The 21,438-nt window shown below is 66.1% G+C and carries 21 protein-coding genes and 1 riboswitch; of the genes, 2 read left to right on the forward strand and 19 right to left on the reverse strand.

The genetic code is table 11. The features are described from left to right. Positions 1–5: 5 nt before the first annotated feature. The 6 genes from B5M41_RS07760 to hemN form a co-directional block, all read right to left on the reverse strand. Positions 6–1,034 carry a zinc-binding dehydrogenase gene (locus tag B5M41_RS07760; RefSeq protein WP_134650060.1) on the reverse strand — a complete coding sequence of 343 codons (1,029 nt, stop codon included), beginning with the start codon at positions 1,032–1,034 and terminating at the stop codon, positions 6–8. A gap of 13 nt (positions 1,035–1,047) precedes the next feature. Further along, complete coding sequence (locus tag B5M41_RS07765; protein WP_134650061.1) at positions 1,048–2,334, reverse strand: beta-ketoacyl-ACP synthase; 1,287 nt, start codon at positions 2,332–2,334, stop codon at positions 1,048–1,050. A 10-nt stretch (positions 2,335–2,344) separates the two neighbouring features. Next, positions 2,345–3,544, reverse strand: coding sequence for a beta-ketoacyl-ACP synthase (locus B5M41_RS07770; protein ID WP_134650062.1), 1,200 nt, complete (start codon positions 3,542–3,544; stop codon positions 2,345–2,347). A gap of 2 nt (positions 3,545–3,546) precedes the next feature. After that, positions 3,547–4,029: a 3-hydroxyacyl-ACP dehydratase FabZ family protein gene (locus tag B5M41_RS07775; RefSeq protein WP_134650063.1), complete on the reverse strand. Its 483-nt coding sequence runs from the start codon at positions 4,027–4,029 to the stop codon at positions 3,547–3,549. 113 nt (positions 4,030–4,142) lie between these two features. After that, positions 4,143–4,427 (reverse strand): acyl carrier protein, encoded by a 285-nt coding sequence (locus B5M41_RS07780; protein WP_134650064.1) that lies wholly within the window; start codon positions 4,425–4,427, stop codon positions 4,143–4,145. A 112-nt stretch (positions 4,428–4,539) separates the two neighbouring features. Continuing rightward, entirely contained in the window at positions 4,540–5,889 is a 1,350-nt protein-coding gene (gene hemN / locus B5M41_RS07785; RefSeq protein WP_134650065.1) for an oxygen-independent coproporphyrinogen III oxidase, read from the reverse strand. 200 nt (positions 5,890–6,089) lie between these two features. On the opposite strand from hemN, the gene B5M41_RS07790 reads away from it, so the two are divergent. Next, positions 6,090–6,815: a Crp/Fnr family transcriptional regulator gene (locus B5M41_RS07790; protein ID WP_134650066.1), complete on the forward strand. Its 726-nt coding sequence runs from the start codon at positions 6,090–6,092 to the stop codon at positions 6,813–6,815. Positions 6,816–6,869: 54 nt separating this feature from the next. Here B5M41_RS07790 and B5M41_RS07795 read toward each other — a convergent pair whose 3' ends face one another. The 6 genes from B5M41_RS07795 to B5M41_RS07820 form a co-directional block, all read right to left on the reverse strand. After that, entirely contained in the window at positions 6,870–7,298 is a 429-nt protein-coding gene (locus B5M41_RS07795; RefSeq protein WP_134650067.1) for a L,D-transpeptidase, read from the reverse strand. A gap of 174 nt (positions 7,299–7,472) precedes the next feature. Beyond that, positions 7,473–8,453 carry an adenosylcobinamide-phosphate synthase CbiB gene (cbiB, locus tag B5M41_RS07800; RefSeq protein ID WP_134650068.1) on the reverse strand — a complete coding sequence of 327 codons (981 nt, stop codon included), beginning with the start codon at positions 8,451–8,453 and terminating at the stop codon, positions 7,473–7,475. A gap of 3 nt (positions 8,454–8,456) precedes the next feature. Continuing rightward, positions 8,457–9,464: a threonine-phosphate decarboxylase CobD gene (cobD, locus tag B5M41_RS07805; protein WP_134650069.1), complete on the reverse strand. Its 1,008-nt coding sequence runs from the start codon at positions 9,462–9,464 to the stop codon at positions 8,457–8,459. Beyond that, on the reverse strand, positions 9,461–10,768 hold the full coding sequence (locus tag B5M41_RS07810) for a cobyrinate a,c-diamide synthase (RefSeq protein WP_134650070.1): 1,308 nt from the start codon (positions 10,766–10,768) through the stop codon (positions 9,461–9,463). Before B5M41_RS07810 ends, cobD begins: the two co-directional genes overlap by 4 nt. Beyond that, complete coding sequence (gene cobA, locus B5M41_RS07815; protein WP_230640019.1) at positions 10,765–11,607, reverse strand: uroporphyrinogen-III C-methyltransferase; 843 nt, start codon at positions 11,605–11,607, stop codon at positions 10,765–10,767. Before cobA ends, B5M41_RS07810 begins: the two co-directional genes overlap by 4 nt. Further along, positions 11,607–12,080: a cobalamin biosynthesis protein gene (locus B5M41_RS07820; RefSeq protein ID WP_134649438.1), complete on the reverse strand. Its 474-nt coding sequence runs from the start codon at positions 12,078–12,080 to the stop codon at positions 11,607–11,609. Before B5M41_RS07820 ends, cobA begins: the two co-directional genes overlap by 1 nt. A gap of 290 nt (positions 12,081–12,370) precedes the next feature. Here B5M41_RS07820 and B5M41_RS07825 point away from each other — a divergent pair, with 290 nt between their 5' ends. Further along, positions 12,371–13,156: a TSUP family transporter gene (locus B5M41_RS07825; protein WP_134649439.1), complete on the forward strand. Its 786-nt coding sequence runs from the start codon at positions 12,371–12,373 to the stop codon at positions 13,154–13,156. Between the two features lie 60 nt (positions 13,157–13,216). Here the strand turns inward: B5M41_RS07825 and cobO are convergent, their stop codons facing one another. The 7 genes from cobO to B5M41_RS07860 form a co-directional block, all read right to left on the reverse strand. Continuing rightward, positions 13,217–13,858 (reverse strand): cob(I)yrinic acid a,c-diamide adenosyltransferase, encoded by a 642-nt coding sequence (gene cobO, locus B5M41_RS07830; protein ID WP_134649440.1) that lies wholly within the window; start codon positions 13,856–13,858, stop codon positions 13,217–13,219. Between the two features lies 1 nt (position 13,859). Beyond that, a complete protein-coding gene (locus B5M41_RS07835) occupies positions 13,860–14,246 on the reverse strand; it encodes a GFA family protein (protein WP_134710995.1) in 387 nt (128 codons plus the stop codon). Further along, the gene (gene cobN / locus B5M41_RS07840) at positions 14,246–18,196 is read right to left on the reverse strand and encodes a cobaltochelatase subunit CobN (RefSeq protein WP_134649442.1); all 3,951 of its coding nucleotides are present in this window, start codon (positions 18,194–18,196) and stop codon (positions 14,246–14,248) included. Before cobN ends, B5M41_RS07835 begins: the two co-directional genes overlap by 1 nt. A gap of 270 nt (positions 18,197–18,466) precedes the next feature. Next, positions 18,467–19,516 carry a cobalamin biosynthesis protein CobW gene (cobW, locus tag B5M41_RS07845; RefSeq protein ID WP_134649443.1) on the reverse strand — a complete coding sequence of 350 codons (1,050 nt, stop codon included), beginning with the start codon at positions 19,514–19,516 and terminating at the stop codon, positions 18,467–18,469. Between the two features lie 3 nt (positions 19,517–19,519). After that, entirely contained in the window at positions 19,520–20,044 is a 525-nt protein-coding gene (gene cobU / locus B5M41_RS07850; protein ID WP_134649444.1) for a bifunctional adenosylcobinamide kinase/adenosylcobinamide-phosphate guanylyltransferase, read from the reverse strand. 1 nt (position 20,045) lies between these two features. Further along, a complete protein-coding gene (locus B5M41_RS07855; protein WP_134649445.1) occupies positions 20,046–20,834 on the reverse strand; it encodes a CbtA family protein in 789 nt (262 codons plus the stop codon). Between the two features lie 12 nt (positions 20,835–20,846). Continuing rightward, entirely contained in the window at positions 20,847–21,023 is a 177-nt protein-coding gene (locus B5M41_RS07860) for a CbtB domain-containing protein (protein WP_134649446.1), read from the reverse strand. Between the two features lie 47 nt (positions 21,024–21,070). Further along, positions 21,071–21,436: riboswitch (cobalamin riboswitch) on the reverse strand. Positions 21,437–21,438: the final 2 nt, after the last annotated feature.

Genomic DNA, 21,438 nt, shown 5'->3' on the forward strand with positions numbered 1-21,438 from the left:
GGCAATCAGTCCAGCTTGAGGACGATCTTGCCGAAGATCTGGCGCGATTCCATGCGCTCCAGCGCCGTCGCGATGCCGTCGAAGGTGACTTCCGTGTCGATGACCGGATGCACGATGCCGCGGGCCATCTTCTGCATGGCGTCCGCCATGTTTTCCATGCGGCAGCCGAAGGAGCCGAGCAGCTTCAATTGCTGCTGGAAGAGCATCATCAGGTTCATGTCGGTCGAAACACCCGACGTGGAGCCGCAGGTGACGAGGCGGCCGCCGCGCTTCATGGAGAGCATCGAGCCGGCCCAGGTATCCTTGCCGACATGTTCGAAGACGACGTCGACGCCCTTTTTCTTCGTCAGCTTGCGCACCACGCCCTCGAAGCGATCCTCGCGGTAATTGATCACGTGATCGGCGCCAAGCGCCTTGGCCTTCTCGATCTTGTCGTTCGAGCCGACGGTGGTGATGACGGTGCAACCGGTCTTCTTGGCGAGCTGGATCGCGGCCGTGCCGATGCCCGAGCCGCCGGCGTGAACGAGGATCGTCTCGCCGGGCTGAAGCTTGGCATTGTCGAACAGCATGTGCTCGACCGTGCCGAAGGTGACGGGCGCAAGCGCTGCCGCAACCGCATCGATGCCGGGCGGTGCCGGCACGAGCAGGCGGGCGGGAAGGTTGACCTTTTCCTGCGCGAAGCCGTCGAGATGGAAGCCATGCACGCCGCCGACATGTTCGCAGAGATTGTCGCGCTTCTCGCGGCAGGGCTTGCAGAGGCCGCAGGTGCGCGCGCCGTAGATGGAGACGAGCTGGCCGGGCAGCACGTTGGAGACGCCCGGACCGAGCGTTTCGACGACGCCGGCGGCTTCCGCGCCGATGACAAGCGGCATCTTGCGCTTGGCGAAGGCCATGCCGCGCCAGCCCCAGACATCGATATGGTTGAGGGCGACGGCCTTGACGCGCAAGGTCACCTCGCCCGGGCCGGGCGCTTCCGGTTCCGGGATGTCGGTGATTTCGAGCTTGCGGTCGTCGAGAAGCTGCAGGGCACGCATAGTCAATTTCCTATCAGGCCGGCTCGGCCGTCATCACGAGGCTGGCGTTCTGGCCGCCGAAGCCGAAGGAGTTGGAGAGAACCGCCGTGACCTGCGCATCGCGCTTCACGTTCGGCACGACGTCCAGCTGGATGGTCGGGTCGGGATTCGTGTAGTTGATGGTGGGCGGAAGCGTCCCGGTCAGCATGGTCTGGATCGAGAAGACGGCCTCGACCGCACCGGCCGCCGTCAGCGTGTGGCCGATCATCGACTTGTTGGACGAAACCGCAATGCCCGCCAGCCGGTCGCCGAAGACGGTCGACATGGAAAGATACTCCATCTTGTCGTTTTCGGGCGTCGACGTGCCATGGGCGTTGATATAGCCGATGCCGCTTTCATCGATGCCGGCATCTTCCAGCGCCGCGCGGATGGTCGCGATGGCGGGGCCGCCGTCGGGCGACGAGCGCGTGCGGTGGAAATGATCGGCCTTCTCGCCGCAACCCTTGAGGATGCCGAGCACCTTGGCGCCGCGGGCAATGGCCGATTCCAGCGATTCCAGCACGAGCGTCGCCGCGCCTTCTGCGATGACGAAACCGTCGCGGTCCTTGCTGAACGGCTTGGAAGCCTTGGTCGGCGGGTCGTTCTGCGTCGACAGCGCGGACAGAAGCGCAAAGCGGATGAGCGCCTCGGCGGTCACCGAGCCATCGGTGCCGACGGTCAGCGCGCGCTCCGTGCGGCCCTGGCGGATCGCCTCGACGCCGAGCTGGATCGCGGTCGCACCCGACGCGCAGGCGGTCGAGAGCGTCACCGGCAGGCCGCGCGTGCCGTAGCGGTCGGACAGGCGTTCGGAGATCGAACCGAAGGACCATGCCTCGTGCAGCGCCGGGCTCGGCTGTTCGCGCAGCACGGACAGGAAGCGGTCATAGGCGTCGCCCGGGCGCTGCGAGGCCGGCGCCCGGTCGGCGAGCGCGAAGCGGTCGCGCCAGTCGGGCTCGATGGGCGGTGCTGCCAGAAAGAGCGGACCACCGAAATCGCCGGAAATGCCGGCCTGCGCCAGCGCCTCGTCGGTCGTCTCCCGGGCATAGGCATAGGAGCGCTCGACCGGGTTTTCGACCGGCACTTCGATGAAATCGACCGTGCCGGAAATGCGGGTGTTGAGCCCGTCCACCGGGAAACGCGTGATGGCGTGGATACCGGAGACGCCGCCGGTCAGCGCGGCCCAGTTGTCCTTGAGGCCCTGCCCGAGCGAGGTGACGACACCCATGCCGGTCACGGCGACGATGGGGCGACCGAGATGATCCCTGTAAGCGGCTTTGGTCATGGCCCTACCCTCACTTCTCTGCGGAAAGGATTGCGACGCCCTCGCCGCGCGAATGACCGACCGTGGTGACGACGGCGGTTGCGGCGGGTGCGCTCATGGCGGTCTCGGCGGCCGTGTCGAAGGGCGCGACCGTGATGCCCGCACCGAGCGTCAGCGCGGCGAGCGCCAAGCCCAGCGGGAACTGCGCCTCGAGCGACTGCCCGATGACGCCGCTATAGCCGCGCACGGCGCTGCCTTCGAAACGGGTGCCGAGCCAGGCCTTCTCACGGGCCGTAACGTCATGCGCACCGGAGGCGCCGGAGAAGACGATAGTCTCCGCACCGGCCTTTGCCCCGTCGGCCAGTTGCTCAAGGCGCGCTTCCAGGCGGCCCGCGTCGCGCGAGCCGCGGTCGCCGCCGATGGCGTCGATGGTCGCATAGATGCGCGCCCCGCGCGCCTGGGCATGCGCGCGCGATTCCAGAATGAGGAAGGCTGCGGCCGAGCCGGTGATGATGCCGCCGCCGGCCGTCTCGTCACGCGACCACAGGGGCGTCCAGCCGCCCGTGGCATGCGCGCCGAGCGCCTCGTAAAGCAGGATGACGTCCTGCCGCTCGGCCACCAGCGCACTGCCGACCAGCGTGTGCGTCGACTGGCCGGACCGGATGCGGTGGAAGGCCGTCTCGACGGCGCTGATGCCGGCCGCTTCCTCGCCCATGAAGGTGCGCGAGGAGCCCGTAACCTTGTGCACGATGGAAATGTTGCCGGCGAGCAGGTTGGAAAGCTGCGCCAGGAAAAGCGTCGGCCGCAGCTCGGTCGTCAGCTTCTCGTTGAGCAGGTGTTCGCGGTCGTTGCGCTTCAGGCCCTCGTCGACGATGAGCGAATCGACCGTGATGTCGCGCTCCCCGCCGCCGGCCGCCACGATCATGTCCATGGTGCCGCAGGCGTCCGCATCGTCCTTGAAACCGGCATCGTCAAGCGCGAGGCCGGCGGCGAAGACGCCGAGGCGCTGCCAGTTTTCCATCTGGCGCTGGTCGCCACGCTTGGGAATCTGCTGGTTCCAGTCGATTTCCGGCATGGGATGCACGGGATAGGGCGAAAAACGCTCCGTCTCGATCTTCAGCCCGGGCGCTGCGGCCGCGCCGAGGATCTGCACATGCGCCTCGGCGCCGACACCGTGACAGGTGACGATACCCACGCCGGTGATGACAACATCGTTGTTCGCCTTGGCCATACTCACTTCCCTTCAGCAGACGCGGCTAGCGCCTCCAACAAACCCACCTCTTCGGCGCGCTTGCGCACGATATCGGCAAGCGGCACCTCGGCAAACGGCATGGTGCGCAGCTTCAGCTGCGTGTCGCATACCTTCTTGCCGGCCGACGAAATCTTCGCCTTCGTCACGGCGTAGCCGGATCCCTCATGCTCCAGCACGACCTCGATGTCGAGCACCGCATCGGGCTCGACGAAGGTGCGCATCTTCGCGCCGTCCACGCTCATCAGAAAGGGCATGGCGGCGAAATCCGATGCGCCCAGCACGAGAAAGCCGGATGCCTGCGCCATGGTCTCGATGAGGAGCACGCCCGGAACGAGCGGCATGCCGGGGAAATGACCTTCAAAGACCGGGCTCTTGGACGGAACGACGGAGCGGGCCTTCAGGGTGCGGCGCGCGGCATCGACGGCTTCCACCCGGTCGATCATCTGGAAATATTCTAGCAGCATCGGATTAGCCTTTGCCGAAAATCGAAAGGCCTGCCGAAGACGGCAGGCCGATAGCCCTCTGCGCCGGGTTCGTCCGGAACATCGCCGCCCGAAAGGCGGCCGGGCGCCGCGTATCAGGCCTTGGCGGCCCGCAGTTCGTCGATCTTCGCGCAGAGGTTCTTCAGGACGAAGTATTCTTCCGTCGCAACCTTGCCTTCATTGACTTCCTGCGTCCACTGTTCCAGCGGGATCTTGATGCCGAATTCCTTGTCGATCGCAAAGACGATGTCGAGGAAATCGAGGCTGTCGATGCCGAGATCGTCGATCGTGTGGCTTTCCGGCGTGATCGTCTCGCGATCGATCTCGCTGGTTTCAGCAATGATGTCGGCAACCTTGTCGAATGTAGCAGTCACGCCCATACCTCATGAATCTATAGTCGCGCGATCCTATATGGAAAACCGACGCGATTGCCAATGGGGTTGATGAGGGACCTGCATTCCCCGCAAGGCTGTGTTGCCGCGGCAACAGCCCTCACACGGCAATGGAGTGCCGGCCCCGGCCGCTGGCAAGATGCGCATCGAAGGTGGCGGCCACCGTGCGGGCAAAAGGCCGGCCGGCCGGCGTCAGCACGAAGCGCTCGCTCTCAAGCGTCGCCAGCCCGTCCCGATCCGTCGCGACGAACCGCCCCGCCTCCCCGCGAATGACGGCGGAAAATGCCGGATGCCGCTTCGCGAGATCGGCCAGCGAAAAGCCGAAATCGCACATGACGCGTTCGATGACCCAGGCGCGGGCGCGATCCTCCTCGGTCAGAGCGTAGCCGCGCACCACCGCAAGGCCGCCCTCCTCAACGCGACGCAGATATTCGCCCGTCGCCGGCATGTTCTGGATATAGCCCTGCGGCAATTGCCCAATGGACGATGCGCCGAGCCCGATCAGGGCATCCGCCCGGTCGTCCGTATAACCCTGGAAATTGCGGCGCAACGTGCCCTCCCGCGCGGACACGGCGAGCCGGTCGGCCGGCAGCGCGAAATGGTCGATACCGATCGCCTCGTAACCGGCCGAAACCAGCATCTCCGCCGCCATCGACATCTGCTCGAAGCGCGCCACGATGCCGGGCAGCGCAGCCTCGGCGATCATCGACTGGTGCTTCTTCATCCAAGGCACATGCGCATAGCCGAACAGCGCGATGCGATCAGGCGCAAGCGAGATGACGGCGCGCACGGTCTCGGCCATCGTCTCCAGCGTCTGGTAAGGCAGCCCGTACAGGACGTCGCAGTTGACGGAGCGCACGCCCCGCGCCCGTGCGGCCTCCACAACGCCCCGCGTCTGCTCGAAGGTCTGGATGCGGTTGATCGCCTTCTGGACCTTGGGGTCGAAATCCTGGATGCCAAGGCTGGCGCGCGTCATGCCGATGGCCGCGAGCGCATCGTGCCTGGCATCGTCGAGATCGTTGGGGTCCATCTCCACCGAGATCTCGGACTCCGGGGAAAAAGCGAAATGATGCGCAAGACAGTCCTTCAGCGCCACGAGGTCATCGGGCCGCAGCATGGTGGGTGAGCCGCCGCCGAAATGCAGCGCCGTCACCGACGCCGCGCGCGAGACCCGCGCGCCGACGGACGCGATCTCCGCATGCAACCCCTTCAGATAGGCCTCCACCGGCTCGTAGCGCAGCGTGTGCTTGGTGTGGCAGGCACAGAACCAGCAGAGCCGGTCGCAATAGGGAATGTGGGCGTAGAGCGACAGCCAATTGGCAGAACCCAGCGCCGCGAGCCACCCGGCATAGGCATCCGGCCCCACGCTCTCGTCGAAATGCGGCGCGGTCGGATAACTCGTGTAGCGGGGAACCGGCGCGGAAAGGCGTTCTACGAGTGCGTCCTGCATGATCATCTCCTTGCTGATCAGCCAAATAAACCCGAAACGCCGCGCGCCATTTGATTTTGATCAAGTGAAAAGCCGATTGGATGGGCTAGGATTTGACAATAGTCAGAAAGCGCTATTTTGCCGCTGCGCGACACTCTTTATGTTGGCGGCACCTTGCGATAGCACGGCAGCGTTGTGCCATCGGGCCAAAGGAAACCGACATGGAAGTTCGTCGCCAAGATATCCACAATTCCGATATCCCGGTGGTCTGCCGCGCCTGCGAGGCACGCCACGGCGGCGTCTGCGGCGTGCTGACGCCCGAGCAGCTCGGCGAACTCAACAAGCACTCCTCCCGCCATCGCCTGGACACGGGCGCCGAAGTGATCGGCCAGGGCGAGACGGTGGTGAACTATTCCAACATCATCCGCGGCGTGGTGAAGCTGACCAAGGTCATGGCCGATGGCCGCCAGCAGATCGTCGGCCTGCAATTCGCACCCGATTTCCTCGGCCGTCCCTTCCTGGAAGAAAGCGCCATCACCGCGGAGGCCGCGACCGAAAGCGAGGTCTGCAACTTCCCGCGCCAGGTGCTCGACCGCCTCGTCAGGCGGACACCGGAGCTGGAGCACAAGCTGCACCGCCAGGCGCTCAAGGAGCTGGACGAGGCCCGCGACTGGATGCTGACGCTCGGCCGCAAGACGGCGCAGGAGAAGGTCGCAAGCTTCCTCCACCTGATCGCCACCCATGTCGACCCGGAAAACATCGAGACCACCGTCTTCGACCTGCCGCTCTCGCGCGCCGACATCGCCGATTTCCTCGGCCTGACCATCGAGACGGTCAGCCGCCAGTTTACCAAGCTGCGCAAGGAAAACGTCATCCGCATCGAAAACAACCGCCATGTCAGCGTGCCCGACATGGACCGCCTCATGCGCTATGCCGGCAATGACTGAGGATACTAGCGCATTATCCGACGCCGAAGCGACTTCGCTTCGGCTGGAAATGCTCTAGCGCGTGATGACGATGCGGGTGTTCGGCAGGCCGTGGCGGTTGGCCAGTTGGTAGAACGTCGCCGCATCGCTCGGCGAAAGCCGCACGCAGCCATGCGACGCCGGGCGACCGAGCCGCCGCGTCTCATAGGTCGCATGCACGGCATAACCGCCCTTGAAGAAGATCGCATAGGGCATCGGCGCGTTGTTGTACTTGCGCGAACGGTGGTTGCGCGACGCCCACTTGGCCGACCAGCTGCCCGTCGGCGTGTTGAAGCCCTTGCGCCCCGTGGAAACACGCCAGCGATGCTTCACGACGCCGTTCTGAGTAACGGTCATGGTCTGCGAAGAAAGATTGACCTGCGCTACCAGATTGGCGGCAAGCACCGTCTCCGCCTGGAACAGCACAAGAAGAAATACGACGGCAGTCGCAAGAAAACTACGCATGATTTCCCTCTCTATCGATTTCTGAAATGCTGAACGCCATGTCTCCCGATGGCACAGAATATAGCCGTTTCATCCTTCCGCAATATTGACGGGGATGGCGAAAACAAAACGAAGTTAAGGTATAAAAATTTAGCGAATACCAGATGCGGGCGCAGGAGATTTACTATCACGCGTTCACAAAACGACGGCGCAGAGTGCCAGAACAAGTATCGTGAAGGACAGTGCAGCGCAGGCTGCCGAGAAGATGCGCAGCGCGAGATCCATATCGGCGGGGGTGGCCGTGGTGCGGCCGCTGGCGTTCATCATGGGTTCGTCGACGCGCTGGCCGCCATAGATGCGGGGGCCGGCGAGACCAATGCCGAGCGCGCCGGCCATGGCCGCTTCCGGCCAGCCGGAATTGGGCGAACGGTGCAGGCCGGCGTCCCGCAGCGCGGTGCCGACGGCGAGCCGCGCAGAGGCCGTGCCCTTTGCGAGCCAGGCGCCGGCGGCGATGAAGAGGACCGACAGCCGCGCCGCCGGCCAGTTGGCGAGATCGTCCAGCCGGGCGGAGGCCCAGCCGAAGTCCAGATATTTCGCGTTCCTGTGGCCGATCATCGAATCGGCGGTGTTCAGCATCTTGTAGGCGAACAGGCCCGGCAGGCCGAACAGCACATACCAGAAGGCCGGTGCGACGACGCCGTCGGAGAAATTCTCCGCAAGGCTTTCGATGCCGGCGCGGCAGACGGCGGGCTCATCGAGCGTTGCCGGATCGCGACCGACGATCATCGACACCGCGCGCCGCCCGCCTTCAAGTCCGCCCTGTTTCAAGCCCTCCGACACGGCGCGGACGTGATCCAGCAGGCTTTTCTGGGCGAGGAAGACCGCGACCACGACGACCTCCGCGAGCACACCGAGCGGCCCGATTGCGGCAAGAAGACGGTGCATCACGAAGCCGAGCAGCACGCTCGCGGCCAGCAGGACGGCGATGCAGGCCGCACCGTTGAAGCGCCGCGTTTCGGCGGACAGGCGCTTGCCGTTGAACAGCCGGTCCATCAGGCCGATGACCTGGCCGAACAGCACGACCGGATGCGGCACGCGCCGCCAGATCGCATCGGGATCGCCGATCAGCCGATCCAGCACGAGCGCGAAAAAGAGGATGAAGAGCGTCTGCGTCATCGGTCAGCCCGCAAAATCACGAAGCGCCGCCGCCAGCCGGGTGTCGGACGTCCCATCCGGCGTGAGACCGAAGCGCAGCCAGCGCGGATGATAGTCGAAGGGACGCACGAGGATATGGTGGCGGCAGAGATGCAGGTGCAGGTCCACGGCCGAGGCGTGTTCGACCAGCGAAAACAGGCCGGTGCCGCCGGCCGACACCAACCCGGCCCCGGCAAGGACACGATCGAGCGCCGCCTTGCGCTGCTGGATGGCATGCCGGATGGGCGTCGTATCGGACGCCATCAGCGTTGCCGCAATGGTCAGCGCCGGGCCTGACACGGCCCAGGGTCCGAGGCCATCGGCCAACGTTTCCAGAACGGCGGACGGGCCGGCGACGAAGCCCAGCCGAAGGCCGGCAAGCCCGAAGAATTTTCCGAAGGAGCGGAAGACGACAAGGCCGGGTCTGTCATCGCCGGCAAGCGGCGTGATGCAGTCGTCCGGGCGCATATCGCCGAAAGCCTCGTCGACCAGAAGAATGCCGCCAGATGCCTCGACCCGGCGATGGAGGTCCAGAAGGGTTTCGCGCGGGAAGAAGCGGCCATCCGGGTTGTTCGGGTTGACGACGACCACGAGGCCGTGTGCTTCCCTCACCGCATCGAGGCCGTCCACCCGGTCGACGGCGATGCCGGCATTGCCCAGCACGCGGGCATATTCGCCATAGGTCGGCGACAGGACGGCGGCGCGCCGGCCCGCCGGCACGAGACGCGGCAGAAGCTGGATGACGGATTGCGTGCCGGGCACGGGCAGCGGCAGGACGTGCGGCGTGCGATAATAGCGGGCGGCGGCGGCGCGGGCGGCGTCCTGCCGATGCCGATCCGGCAGGCGATGCCAGGCGGCGGCGTCGATCTCGGGAACGGCGACGGGATTGGGGTTGATGCCGGTGGAAAGATCGAGCCAGTCCTCCGGCTTGCCGCCGAAGCGCGCGGCCGCCGCGGCAATGCCGCCACCGTGGACAATGGGCGGCGCGGTCATGGCGCCACCGGGGCGAGGTCGATGAGATGCATGTAGGAGCCGCTGATCGTGTCGCGACGAAGGCCGGCCTGGCCAAGATCCTCGCCGACGGCATCGGTGACGGCAAAGAGCCGATCCGCATCGCCCTCGTGCAGCACGGTCGAATAGTGGAACTCATGCGCCGTCATCGGGCCGGCAAAACCGGAACCTGCCAGCGACGTGACACGGCGATAGCCGAGATGGCGGCGACGTTCGGCAAAGCTGGTGACGAGCGGCAGCAGCCCGAGCATGGCGTGCCTGGTGCCATCCGCAGCGACGATCCCCTCTCCCAGAACCATATAGCCTCCGCATTCGCCATAGACACGCGCTCCCCGGCGCGCTGCCGCCTGCATGCCTAGGCGGAATTGGGCGGCATTGGCAAGGGCACCGGCGTGGAGTTCTGGATAGCCGCCGGGAAGATAGACGGCATCGGCGCCTGCGTCGGGCGCCTCATCGGCCAGCGGAGAAAAGAAGGACAGGGCTGCGCCCGCCGCGCGCCATCCCGCCAGCAGATGCTCGTAGGAGAAGGCGAAAGCGCGGTCGCGGGCCACGGCGATATGCGCGCCAAGCGGCGGCAGGCGCGAGACGGCGGGCGCGGCGGGCGGCGCGCGTCGTGTCTCCGCCACGGCGGTGAGGCGCTGGAGATCGCAGCTGCGGCGAACGACCGCGGCCGCATGGGCGATGAAGCCCTCCAGCGCCGCGTGCTCGCCGGCCTGGACGAGGCCGAGATGGCGTTCCGGCAAGGCGAGTGCGGCATCGCGCCCGAGCCCGCCGAAGATCTCGACCCCGCCCGCCTCCAGCGCGTCGCGCAGCATCGCCTCGTGCCTGTCGCTGCCGACCTTGTTGAGGATAACGCCGACGACATGGATATCACGGCGATACCCGCGATAGCCGTGCACCAGTGCGGCCACGGATTGCGACATGCGGCTGCAATCCACGACAAGCACCACCGGCAGATCGAGCATGGCGGCAAGGTCGGCAGGCGTGCCGGTGCCGTCCATGGCGCCGTCGAACAGGCCCATCATCGCCTCGACGAGCAGGAAGCTGCCCTCGCCCGCCTGGAGCGCGGCATTGGCGCGGATGAGGTCCGGCCGCATCGCCCAGGGATCATAGTTGAAGCAGGGCCTTCCGCTGGCGGCAGCGTGAAACGCCGGATCGATATAATCCGGCCCCGCCTTGCCGGAGACGAGGTCGAGCCCGGCATCGGCGAAGGCGCGCGCCAGGCCCAGCGTCACCGTCGTCTTGCCGGAGCCGGAGGCAGGTGCCGCGATGAGCAATCCGCTCATGCCGGGTCCTTGAGCGCGCTCGCCCCGAACGGGTCCGGCGCGAGCCTGCGGCCGGTCGTCAAGGCGCCGAGCCAGTCGAGCGAGGCACGCAGGCGAACGACTTCGCCGACCACGACGATGGCGGGCGGCTCGATGCCGGCCGCCGCCATATCCGCCTCGGCGCGGGCAAGCGACGTCTCCAGCACCATCTGTTCGGCGGTCGCGGCATTGCAGACGAAGGCGACCGGTTCCTCCGGCGCGCGGCCGGCCGCCATGAGATTGGCGGTGATCTGGCCGATATGCTTCATCGCCATATACATGACGATGACGGGCGAGCCCTTGGCGATGCCCTCCCAGTTGATGCGATCGGGAACGACGCCGGAGGAATCATGGCCCGTCAGGAAGGTGACGGCGTGGTTGACCTCGCGGTGCGTGACCGGGATGCCGGCATAGGCAAGCCCGCCGATACCGGCGGTGATGCCCGGCACGATGCGGAACGGGATGCCGTGCTCGATGAGCGTAAGCGCTTCCTCCCCGCCGCGGCCGAAGACGAAGGGATCGCCCCCCTTCAGCCGCAGCACGCGGTTGCCCGCCCGCGCCAGTTCGACCAGCCTGAGCGAGATGTCGCGCTGCTTGTGCGAGGGTTTGCCGCCACGCTTGCCGGCAAATTCCAGCGTTGCGCCCGGCCGCGCAAGCGACAGGCATTCGGCATTGACGAGCGCGTCATGCACGATGACATCGGCCTGCTGCAGCGCGTTGGCGGCATGCAGCGTGAGAAGTCCGGGATCACCCGGCCCCGCACCGACCAGCCAGACGCTGCCTTTCTCGATGACCGGAAGAGCGGAGAACAGGGCGTTCATCACACGCGCTCCCTTGAATCGATATGCGAAGAAGCCGAATCGGTTTGCGAGGAAAGCGCCGCAAACGATTGAGATGATTCGGCGATGGCGACGGTCGCACGGGCGGATTTCGTCTTGCCGCGCACAAGCCGCGCCTTCTCACCCGCCTGCGCCAGGGCGGCGGCCTCCGCCACGCCGTGGCAGCCGGTATGGGCAAAGACGATATCGGACGGATTGGCGAGGCGCGGCGTCTCGGCTTCGAGGCGCGCGGCGGTGAACGTCACGAGCGGGACGCCGTAATGGCGGGCAACGGCCTGCATGGCCGGTTCCCCGGCCCGCACATCCAGCGTGGCGACGAAAGCGATATCGTCCGGGCGATCGACGACGGACAGGGCAAGCGCGACCAGTTCTTCCGGCGCCGTGCCGCGTTCGCAGCCGAGGCCGAGGACAAGCCTTGGTCGTCCGGTGTCTGGGGATGGGGCCGCAGCGCGCATGGCAGTCTCTCGCAAAATTCCACGCGAAAGGGCCCGGCTTCGCCGTCTTCCGACAGTTCCGGCTATGGCCCCGCCTGGGTCGGCCGCACCGGACACCGCTCGGCCCGCCTGGCGGGCACCGTCGCTGCCTCCTTAGTACCGGAGGGGGCAAGGCCGGTCAAACCGGATTGCGGCATGCAAGGCGCGGGTTGCGGCAAAGCGCGGCGGCATAGGCGTCGGCATGCTTTGCTTTTCGGCCCCCAGTCTGACACAAGGTCACGCGACGCCCCCTTTTGCTCCCGAGTCCCGCCGTGGCCGATATCGCCCTCCACCTTCTCTTGTTGCTGTTCCTTGCCGCTTTCTTCGCCGGCTTCATCGATTCCATCGCCGGCGGCGGGGGCATGATCACCATTCCGGCAATGCTGCTGGCCGGCATTCCGCCGCTGGAGACGCTGGGGACGAACAAGCTGCAATCGCTGTTCGGCTCGGGATCAGCCACGATAGCCTATGCGCGCGCCGGCCATGTGCGGCTCAGCGAGCAATTGCCCATGGCGGCGGCGGCGACCATCGGTTCGGTATTCGGTGCGCTGCTGGCCACGGTCGTGCCCGGCGATGTCCTGAAAATCTTCATGCCGTTCCTGCTGGTGGCGATCGCGATCTACTTCGGCCTCAAGCCGAATATCGGCGATCTCGACAAGCACCGCCGCATGAGCGTCTTCCTGTTCACCGTCACCATCGTGCCGCTGGTCGGCTTCTATGACGGCGTGTTCGGCCCGGGCACCGGTTCGTTCTTCATGCTGGCTTTCGTGACGCTGGCCGGCTTCGGCGTGCTGAAGGCGACGGCGCACACAAAGCTTCTGAACTTCGGCTCCAATCTGGGCGGCTTCGTCGTCTTCATTCTCTACGGCGTCGTGCTGTGGAAGGTGGGGCTGACCATGGGTGTCGGCCAGTTCCTCGGCGCACAGGTGGGTTCACGCGTGGCGATGAGAAACGGCGCCCGGATCATCAAGCCGCTCCTCGTCGTCACCTCGATCGCGCTCGCCATCCGCCTGATGGCCGACCCGGCCCATCCGATCCGGGTGTGGCTGGGGTGGTAGCCTCGCCGTCGCCTGCGCGCACAAGACCGGCAGGCAGGCGAATTAAGCGTTGATCGGCCCTCAGTATTCCACGCCCTGCTGCGCCTTGATGCCAGAGCGGAACGGGTGTTTGAGCAGTTCCATCTCGGTCGCGAGATCGGCGATCTCGATCAGCTCTTCCTTGGCGTTGCGGCCCGTCAGCACGACATGGGTCATGTAGGGCTTTTCCGTCCTGAGGAAGTCGATGACCTCGTTGACGTCGATATAGTCGTAGCGCAGCGCGATGTTGATCTCATCGAGCAGCACCATGGAGTTGCGCTCGTCGCGGATCAGCTCCTTGGCCTTCTCCCAGGCCGTCTGCGCCATGGCGACATCGCGCGCACGGTCCTGCGTTTCCCACGTAAAGCCCTCGCCGAGCGTGTAGAACTGGCAGAGATCGGAGAAATGCGCCTCGATCAGGTCGCGCTCTCCGGTCTGCCAGGCGCCCTTGATGAACTGCACGACGGCGCAGGGCTTCTTGTGCGCGATATGGCGGAAGATCATGCCGAAGCCGGCGGTCGACTTGCCCTTGCCCTTGCCGGTATGGACGATGACGAGACCCTTTTCATCGGTCTTCGTCGCCATGATCTTCTCGCGCGCCTGTTTCTTCTTCGCCATCTTTTCAGAGTGGCGGGCGAGCTCGGCCTCGGTCATGCCGGCGGTGTCGTCGTGGTTTTCGGTCATGTCAGTCTTCCCGTTTCGGCAAGTCGTCCTCGCAACGAAGCCAGGAGACACGCTCGTTCCAATACCAGTGCTGGGTGATCTCGACGCCCGTGGCGTCCTCCAGCGCGGCAACATAAAGGTCGATCTCACCCGGCCGGCCTTCGGTTTCGAAGCTCATGGGTGAACCGCATCCATTGCAGAAGCCACGACGGACGCCGGGCGAGGATGCATAATGGCGAAGCGTGTCGCCACGGAATGCCACATCGGCGGTCGTGACGCAGAAAAATGTCGTCACCGGCGAAGAGGTGGCGCGTCGGCAACTCTCGCAGTGACAATGTCCCGTGCGAAGAATATCGCCGGTCACCTCGAACGCCAGAGATCGGCAAAGGCAATGGCCGGTAAGGTTCATCACGATGCCCTCCTCTTCCCAAGCATGTCGAGATCATAACGCGCCGAATTGGAGCGCGGCGTCCACAGGCCCCGATCGATCGCCTCGGCAAAGCGTGCCGCCATTTCGACGAGTGCGGCCGGGTTTTTCTCCATCAGGAAATCGCGCACGCGTTCATCCAGCACATAAGCCCGGTAGGCGGCCTCGAAATGATGGTCCTTGACCGCACCGGTGGTCGCGGCGAAGGCGAACATGAAATCGACCGTCGCGGCGATCTCGAAGGCGCCCTTGTAACCGTGGCGCATCACGCCGTCGATCCATTTCGGATTGACCACACGGGCGCGCACGACGCGGCCGATCTCGTCTTCCAGCGTGCGCACGACGGGCTTTTCCGGGCGCGACAGGTCGTTGTGATAGATGGTCGGTTGTCGGCCGGAAAGATGCTGCGCCGCCGCCGCCATGCCGCCCTCGAACTGGTAGTACTCGTCGCTGTCGAGAAGATCGTGCTCGCGGCTGTCCTGGTTCTGGATGACGGCCTCAAGGCTCTTCATGCGCGCCTCCAGCCGTTCGCGCATCGGCACGCTGTCGCCCTCGCCGTCATAGGCGTGCGCCCCCCATTCGAGCCAGGCCTCGGCGAGGTCGCCGCGGTCGGTCCACAGCCCCTCGTCCATCATGGTTTGCAAGCCTGCGCCGTATCCACCGGATTTCGCACCGAAGATGCGGAAGCCCGCCTGTCTGGCGGCCTCCGCTTCGGAGGCGCCCCGGGCCGCAAGCGCCGCGGCTTCCGCCCGCATACGGGCGGCAATGGGGTTGTCCGCATCATCCTCGTCGAGGGCACCCACCGCCCGCACGGCGCGATCGAAAAGCGCGATCTGTTCGGGGAAGGCATCGCGGAAGAAGCCGGAGATGCGCAAGGTCACGTCGACGCGCGGATGACGCAGCGTCGCCGGTGGAATGATCTCGAAGCCGGTGACGCGGCGCGATGCCATATCCCAGGTCGGCTTCACGCCGATCAACGCCATGGCCTGTGCGATATCGTCGCCGCCGGTACGCATGTTGGAGGTTCCCCAGGCGGTGATGCCGAAGGAGGTCGGCCATTCGCCGTGATCCTGCGCATAGCGGGTGACGAGGAGTTCGGCGGACTTGCGGCCAAGCTCCCAGGCCGCCGGCGTCGGCACCGCGCGGCTGTCGACGGAATAGAAGTTGCGCCCGGTCGGCAGCACATCCGGCCGCCCGCGCGTCGGCGCGCCGGAGGGGCCGGGCTCGATGAAGCGCCCGTCGAGGCCGCGCATGAGCGCCGTGATTTCCGCCGGGCCGCAGGCCGCGACGGCTGGCCGGATGGATGTCTCGATGACGTCGAGCACGGCGCGCGTGGCGAGCCAGCCGGCCGGGCAGCCCAATGTGCCATCCACCAGCCTTGCCGCAAGCAGTTCGATGCGCTCCACCGTATCGCCCTTGCTGCGCCAGGGCGCATCGGATTGCCCGGCAAGGATTTGCGGCCGCGGGCCGGTCCATGGATCGGACGGGATGCAGTCGAGCGGGTCGAAATCCGTCTCGCCCAGGGCGTCGGCTGCGATGGCACGCTGCAAGCTCGCCTCGCCGCCCTCGCCCAGGCCGCGCGGCACCCGGGCCAGCGCAACGGTCAGGTCGGTCAGCAGGCGTCCTTCGGGCGAAACGCCGAAGACATGCAGGCCATCGCGGATCTGCATTTCCTTGAGGTCGCAGAGATAGGCGTCGAGCTTTTGCAGCGCGGCCTCCTCGCCATCCGACTTTGCGATGCCGGCGTCGCTGTCCAGGCCGATATCGCGCACCAGATCGAGGATCTGCTTCGTCAGCAGCCTGATGCGCCGCGGATCGCCACCGGAGGCCTCGTAATATTCGTCGACGAGGGCTTCGAGGTCCTTCAGCGGGCCGTAAGTTTCGGCGCGGGTCAAAGGCGGCGTCAGGTGATCGATGATGACGGCGGCGGAGCGGCGCTTGGCCTGCGTGCCTTCCCCGGGATCGTTGACGATGAAGGGATAGAGATGCGGCACCGGGCCGAGCACGGCCTCGGGGTAACAGGCCTCCGACAGCGCCAGCGCCTTGCCCGGCAGCCATTCGAGATTGCCGTGCTTGCCCATATGCACGATGGCATGCGCGCCGTAATGCAGGCGCAGGAAGGCGTAGAAGGCGAGATAACCATGCGGCGGCACGAGATCCGGCGAATGGTAGGTGTCCTTCGGATCGATATTGTAGCCGCGCGCCGGCTGGATGCCGACCAGCGTCTCGCCGAAACGGGCGAGCGGCAGGGCAAAGACCTCGCCGGTCACGAAGGGATCGTCTTCCGGCGCGCCCCAGCGGCCGGTCATCTCCTGTTGAATCGATGTCGGAAGCGAAGCGAAGAAGACCTTGTAATGAGTGAGCGAAAGGGTTTCGCGGATTTCACGGCCGTCGTTCGCCGCATTGGTGGGGCCCGCCATGAGATGGGCGATCAGCGCATCGCCATCCTCCGGCAGGTCCGCCACCGCGTAACCTTCCGCCGCCATGGCGCGCAGCACTTCCATCGTGCCGGCGGGCGTATCGAGGCCGACGCCGTTGCCGAGGCGGCCATCACGGTTGGGATAGTTCGCCATGACGAGGGCGACCCGGCGTTCGCCCGGCGCGGTGCGCCGAAGCCGCGCCCACCCGGCGGCAAGCTTCGCAACGAAGCGGATGCGGTCCTCGACCGGATCGAGGCTGACGATGTTGGTCTCGACGCGCTCGTCGTAACGCGCGGCCGCCTTGAAGGAGACGGCGCGGGACAGAACGCGACCATCGACTTCCGGCAGCGAGACGTTCATGCCGAGATCGCGCGCCGTGAGCCCCTGCCCCGAGGCGTGCCACGCCTCGCGCGACGAGCCGGAGAAGACGACCTGCAACACCGGCGCGCCGGTCTCGTCGAGCACCGTCGGCTTGCGGCCGGCGCCGGGCGCTGAAACGGCAAAGCTCGTGGCATTCAGCACGGCCTCCGGCCGGATTTCCGCAAAGGCGGCGCGGACGGTTTCGATGGAAACCGGCTCCTTGAGGCTGGAGACGAAGAGCGGCAGGGCGCGGATGCCCTCCGCCGCCAGCGCTTCGATCATCATTTCGACCGGGCGAGTTTCGCCGCTCTGGACATAGGCGCGGTAGAAGGCGATGGCGACGGTCGGACGGCCTGCTCCGCCGATACCCCCCTCCGGCCTGCCGGGGAATTCGCCTTCGGGTTCGCCAATAAGCCGAGGGCTCTCCCCCTTCCCCTTCTCCCCGGCGGGGAGAAGGTCGCGGCAGCGGGATGAGGGGGCGGCACCGACCGTCGCCGGGGTACAAGCCCCCTCATCCGGCCCTTCGGGCCACCTTCTCCCCGTGGGGGAGAAGGAGACGGGAGCCCCCGCAGACTCTTTTTGCCACGCTTCCACATCCACCACGCCGCGCCCCGGCCACCAGATGCCGGCCTTTTCGAGCGGCGTCGCCGGTGCCGGTTTCTCGCCGCCAAACACCACCGCATCGGCATAGGCGAGGAAACGGTCGGCATTTTCCGCCCCACCCTCGTTGAGATAGGCCCAGAGGTTCCGTCGGTCGGCATCCTCGATGCGGTTGAAGGGGATCAGGCCCTCATCGGGACGATCGTCGCCGGGCAGCGCGACGAGCTTGACATCGTTGGCGACAGCCGTCGCCAGCAGGGCTTCCAGCACGTAGCGGAAATAGCTCGCGCCGCCGAGCGCGCGGATGACGATGAGCCGGGCGTGCCGGGCCGTGCGCTCGATATAGGTATCGACCGACATCGGATGCGACAGCGTCGCGAGGCTCGCCAGACGAAGGCGCGTGTCACCGCCCCGCGCACGGTGGGCGGCGGCGATGGAGGCCAGTTCCGTATCGGCAGCGGAGAGGAAGAGGATATCGCCCGGCGTCTGGCCAAGGTCGATCGCCTCCTTGCCATCGGCGATGGTGCCCTTCTGGGCTAGCAGGAGATGCATGCAGCGCCTCCCGTGTGCGGCTGTGCCGTCGTACTGGATCCTCGGGTCAAGCCCGAGGATGGCAAAGGGGAGGACAGATGGCAGAATCCATTTCTCGGCACCGCGCACCCCCCTCTGTCACTTCGTGACATCTCCCCCACTCGGGGGGAGATTGAGCGGCGGCGTCCAGGCAAGACAGCGGGGCAAGCCGTCGCCTCATCCGATCTCCCCCCTTGTGGGGGAGATGGCCGGCAGGCCAGAGGGGGGTGCCGCCGCATGCTCATCCCGATATCACACCGCCGCAGCGATGGCAGCGCGTACGGCGGCCTCATCCATGTCGTGCAGGCCGATGACGACGAGGCGGGTGCCGCGGGTTTCGCCCGGCGCCCAGGCGCGCTCGAAATAGCTGTCGATGCGGCTGCCCACCGCCTGGATGAGCAGGCGCAGCGGCTTGCCGGGCACATCGGCAAATCCCTTGACGCGCAGCACATCGTGCTCGGCGATCACGCCCTTGAGGCGCTCGATGAAGGCGGCAGGCTCGGCAAGCGCCGGCAGTTCGACGACGAAGCTGTCGAATTCGTCGTGGTCGTGTTCCTCGCCGTTCTCGTGTTCCAGTTCATGGTGCGACTTGCGGTTGGCGATGTCGTCTTCCGTGCCGACGCCGAGGCCGAGCAGCACGGCAGCGGCCACGTCCCCGTTCTTCGCCTCGATCATCGAAGGCTTGCGGGCGGTGCGCGAGGCGACTTCGTCGCGCACGGTCTGGATACCGGCGGCGTCGAGCAGATCGGTCTTGTTGAGCACGATGAGGTCGGCGGCGGTCAGCTGGTCCTCGAAGAGCTCTTCCAGCGGGCTTTCGTGGTCGAGATTGTCGTCCTCGACGCGCAGCGCGTCGACCCTGTCATGGTCGTCGGCGAAACGGCCGGCCGCGACGGCGGCGCTGTCGACCACGGTGATGACACCGTCGACCGTCACCTGCGTCTTGATTTCCGGCCAGTTGAAGGCGGCGACGAGCGGCTGCGGCAGGGCAAGGCCGGAGGTCTCGATGACGATATGGTCCGGGCGGTTCTCCCGCTCCAGCAGCTTCGACATGGTGGGGATGAAGTCGTCGGCCACGGTGCAGCAGATGCAGCCGTTGGTGAGTTCGATGATATCGTCCTCGGTGCAGGCTTCCGCGCCGCAGCCCTTCAGCACGTCGCCGTCGACGCCGAGATCGCCGAACTCGTTGATGATGAGCGCGATGCGCTTGCCGCCGGCATTCTGCAGGAGGTTGCGGATCATCGTCGTCTTGCCGGCCCCGAGGAAGCCGGTGATGACGGTGGCGGGGATCTTCTGTTGCAGCATGGCTCAACCCTTCATTTTCAGCGGCAGTCCTGCCGCAACGAAATACACTTCCGGTACGAGCGCCGCCACCTGCTGGTGGAGCCGCCCGGCATGGTCGCGAAAGTCGCGCGCCATGCGGTTTTCAGGCACGATGCCCAGGCCGACCTCGTTCGAAACGAAGACAAGACGGCCCGGCGCCTGTGCGATGGCCGACAGGAGGCCGGCGAATTCCTGCGCGATGTCGCGTTCCTCCAGCATCAGATTGGTGAGCCAGAGGGTCAGGCAATCCACGAGGACCGCACGGTCCGCACGCGCGACATCGGTTATCCGGGCCGCGAGCGCAAGCGGTTCCTCATGCGTTTGCCAGCCGTCGCCGCGGTCTTCCCGGTGCCTGGCGATGCGTTCACGCATCTCGTCATCCCAGGCGCGGCCGGTGGCGATATAATGACGCGAAAGGCCGGTCTCGGCGACCAGCCTTTCGGCAAAAGCGGATTTTCCGGAACGCGCACCGCCCAGAACCAGGACGGCTCCGGGCGATGTCAGCGTCATATCAGGCAGCCTTGGCGATCTTTTCGTTGGCAAAGCCCAGCGAAAGGCCGAGCACGATCCAGAAGAACAGCGTCGTGGCAAGGGCCGCGACGGCGAACTCCGCACCGAGAACGGCCGGAACCGCGCTGGAAATGTCCGACGGCTGCGGCGCGCCATAGACCTGCGGCGCGGCAATCAGCACCACCCCGGCGATCTTGGCCACGATGCCCGGCTTGAGGAACAGCAGGTAGAGCCCCGCCGCCGACAGCACGACCGCTGCAACCCACCAGATCTGACGCTGCGTCAGGTCCGCGGCCGGGAAGCCCGGCAGTTCCGGCGGCAGGCCGATGGCCGGCAGCATATGCACGGCAAGCCAGCCCGCAGCACCCCACAGCGCCCCGTTGGCAACCGTGATCGGATGGCCGGAGACAAGGCTGAAACCGGCAAGCAGCAGCGCGAAGCCTGCTCCCGTCACAAGGTTGGCCAGCAGCGTGCCGGAGAACCGGCTCATGCCGAACATGATGCCACCGTCTTCATGGCCTTCGGCGTCGTGGGCGTAGGCGACAGAGACAGGCGACAGGTAGGCTGCGACGTCGAGGACGACGGCGCCCAAGGACGAATGCTCATGCGTTGCGGCGGCGCCATCGGTGGACGGCGTGCTGCCTTCGGTGGCGGGGGCCGCCTCATCGCCGCCTTCGAATTCTTCGGCGTGAAGAATGAGCGGCACGACGCGGGCCTCCTGGGCGGCCGTCATCAGGACGCCAGAGAAGAGCCCGGCCACCAGGGCGGCCAGGAGATAACGAACGATCATGTCGGAAACTCCTTAGTGGCAGGGAAAGCCGTAGGAGTGACGCGTATCGTGCGCGGTGTCGTGAAGCACGGCCGAATTGGCAAGGCCGGCGCCGAAGACGAGGAACCCGCCGAGCAGCAGCGCGAGAACGCCGGCGACAAGGCGATCGCTCGCGGAAAGCGTGATAGAAGACGTATTGGAAACAGCCATGACAACCTCCGTGCAGGCACCGGGGAAGCCCCTCCCCAGGTCGGGCGATATGCCCTCATTGGCTGGCAGGTCTCCTGGCTCGCAGCGTCCGGCGCATCAGCGCCTTCGGGCCACCCTCACCTTCCCAGGTCTTTTCACATCACGCAGGCGGACGATTCGTAGAAAAAGAGGCGTCCCACCCCGGCTATCGTGATGCCACCCAGTGGCTTTTCCGGTCGGTGCTCCTTTCGCGCGTCAAGGACACGATTGCCCTCTTATCCGCGAAATTCCTCCCTCCGGATGGGCGTCCCTCGCTGCTCTACAGTCGCGGGGTCGGCCGTGATTGCAGCGCCCTGATTGGGTCCGCCGCGTCACATTCCCATTTACTCACCGGTCCGTTTCCGGACCAGAGAACCATCCAATAGTCGGATGATTA

Origin of the sequence: Shinella sumterensis (genome assembly GCF_004514425.2) — a bacterium.
GTDB classification, from domain to species: domain Bacteria; phylum Pseudomonadota; class Alphaproteobacteria; order Rhizobiales; family Rhizobiaceae; genus Shinella; species Shinella sumterensis.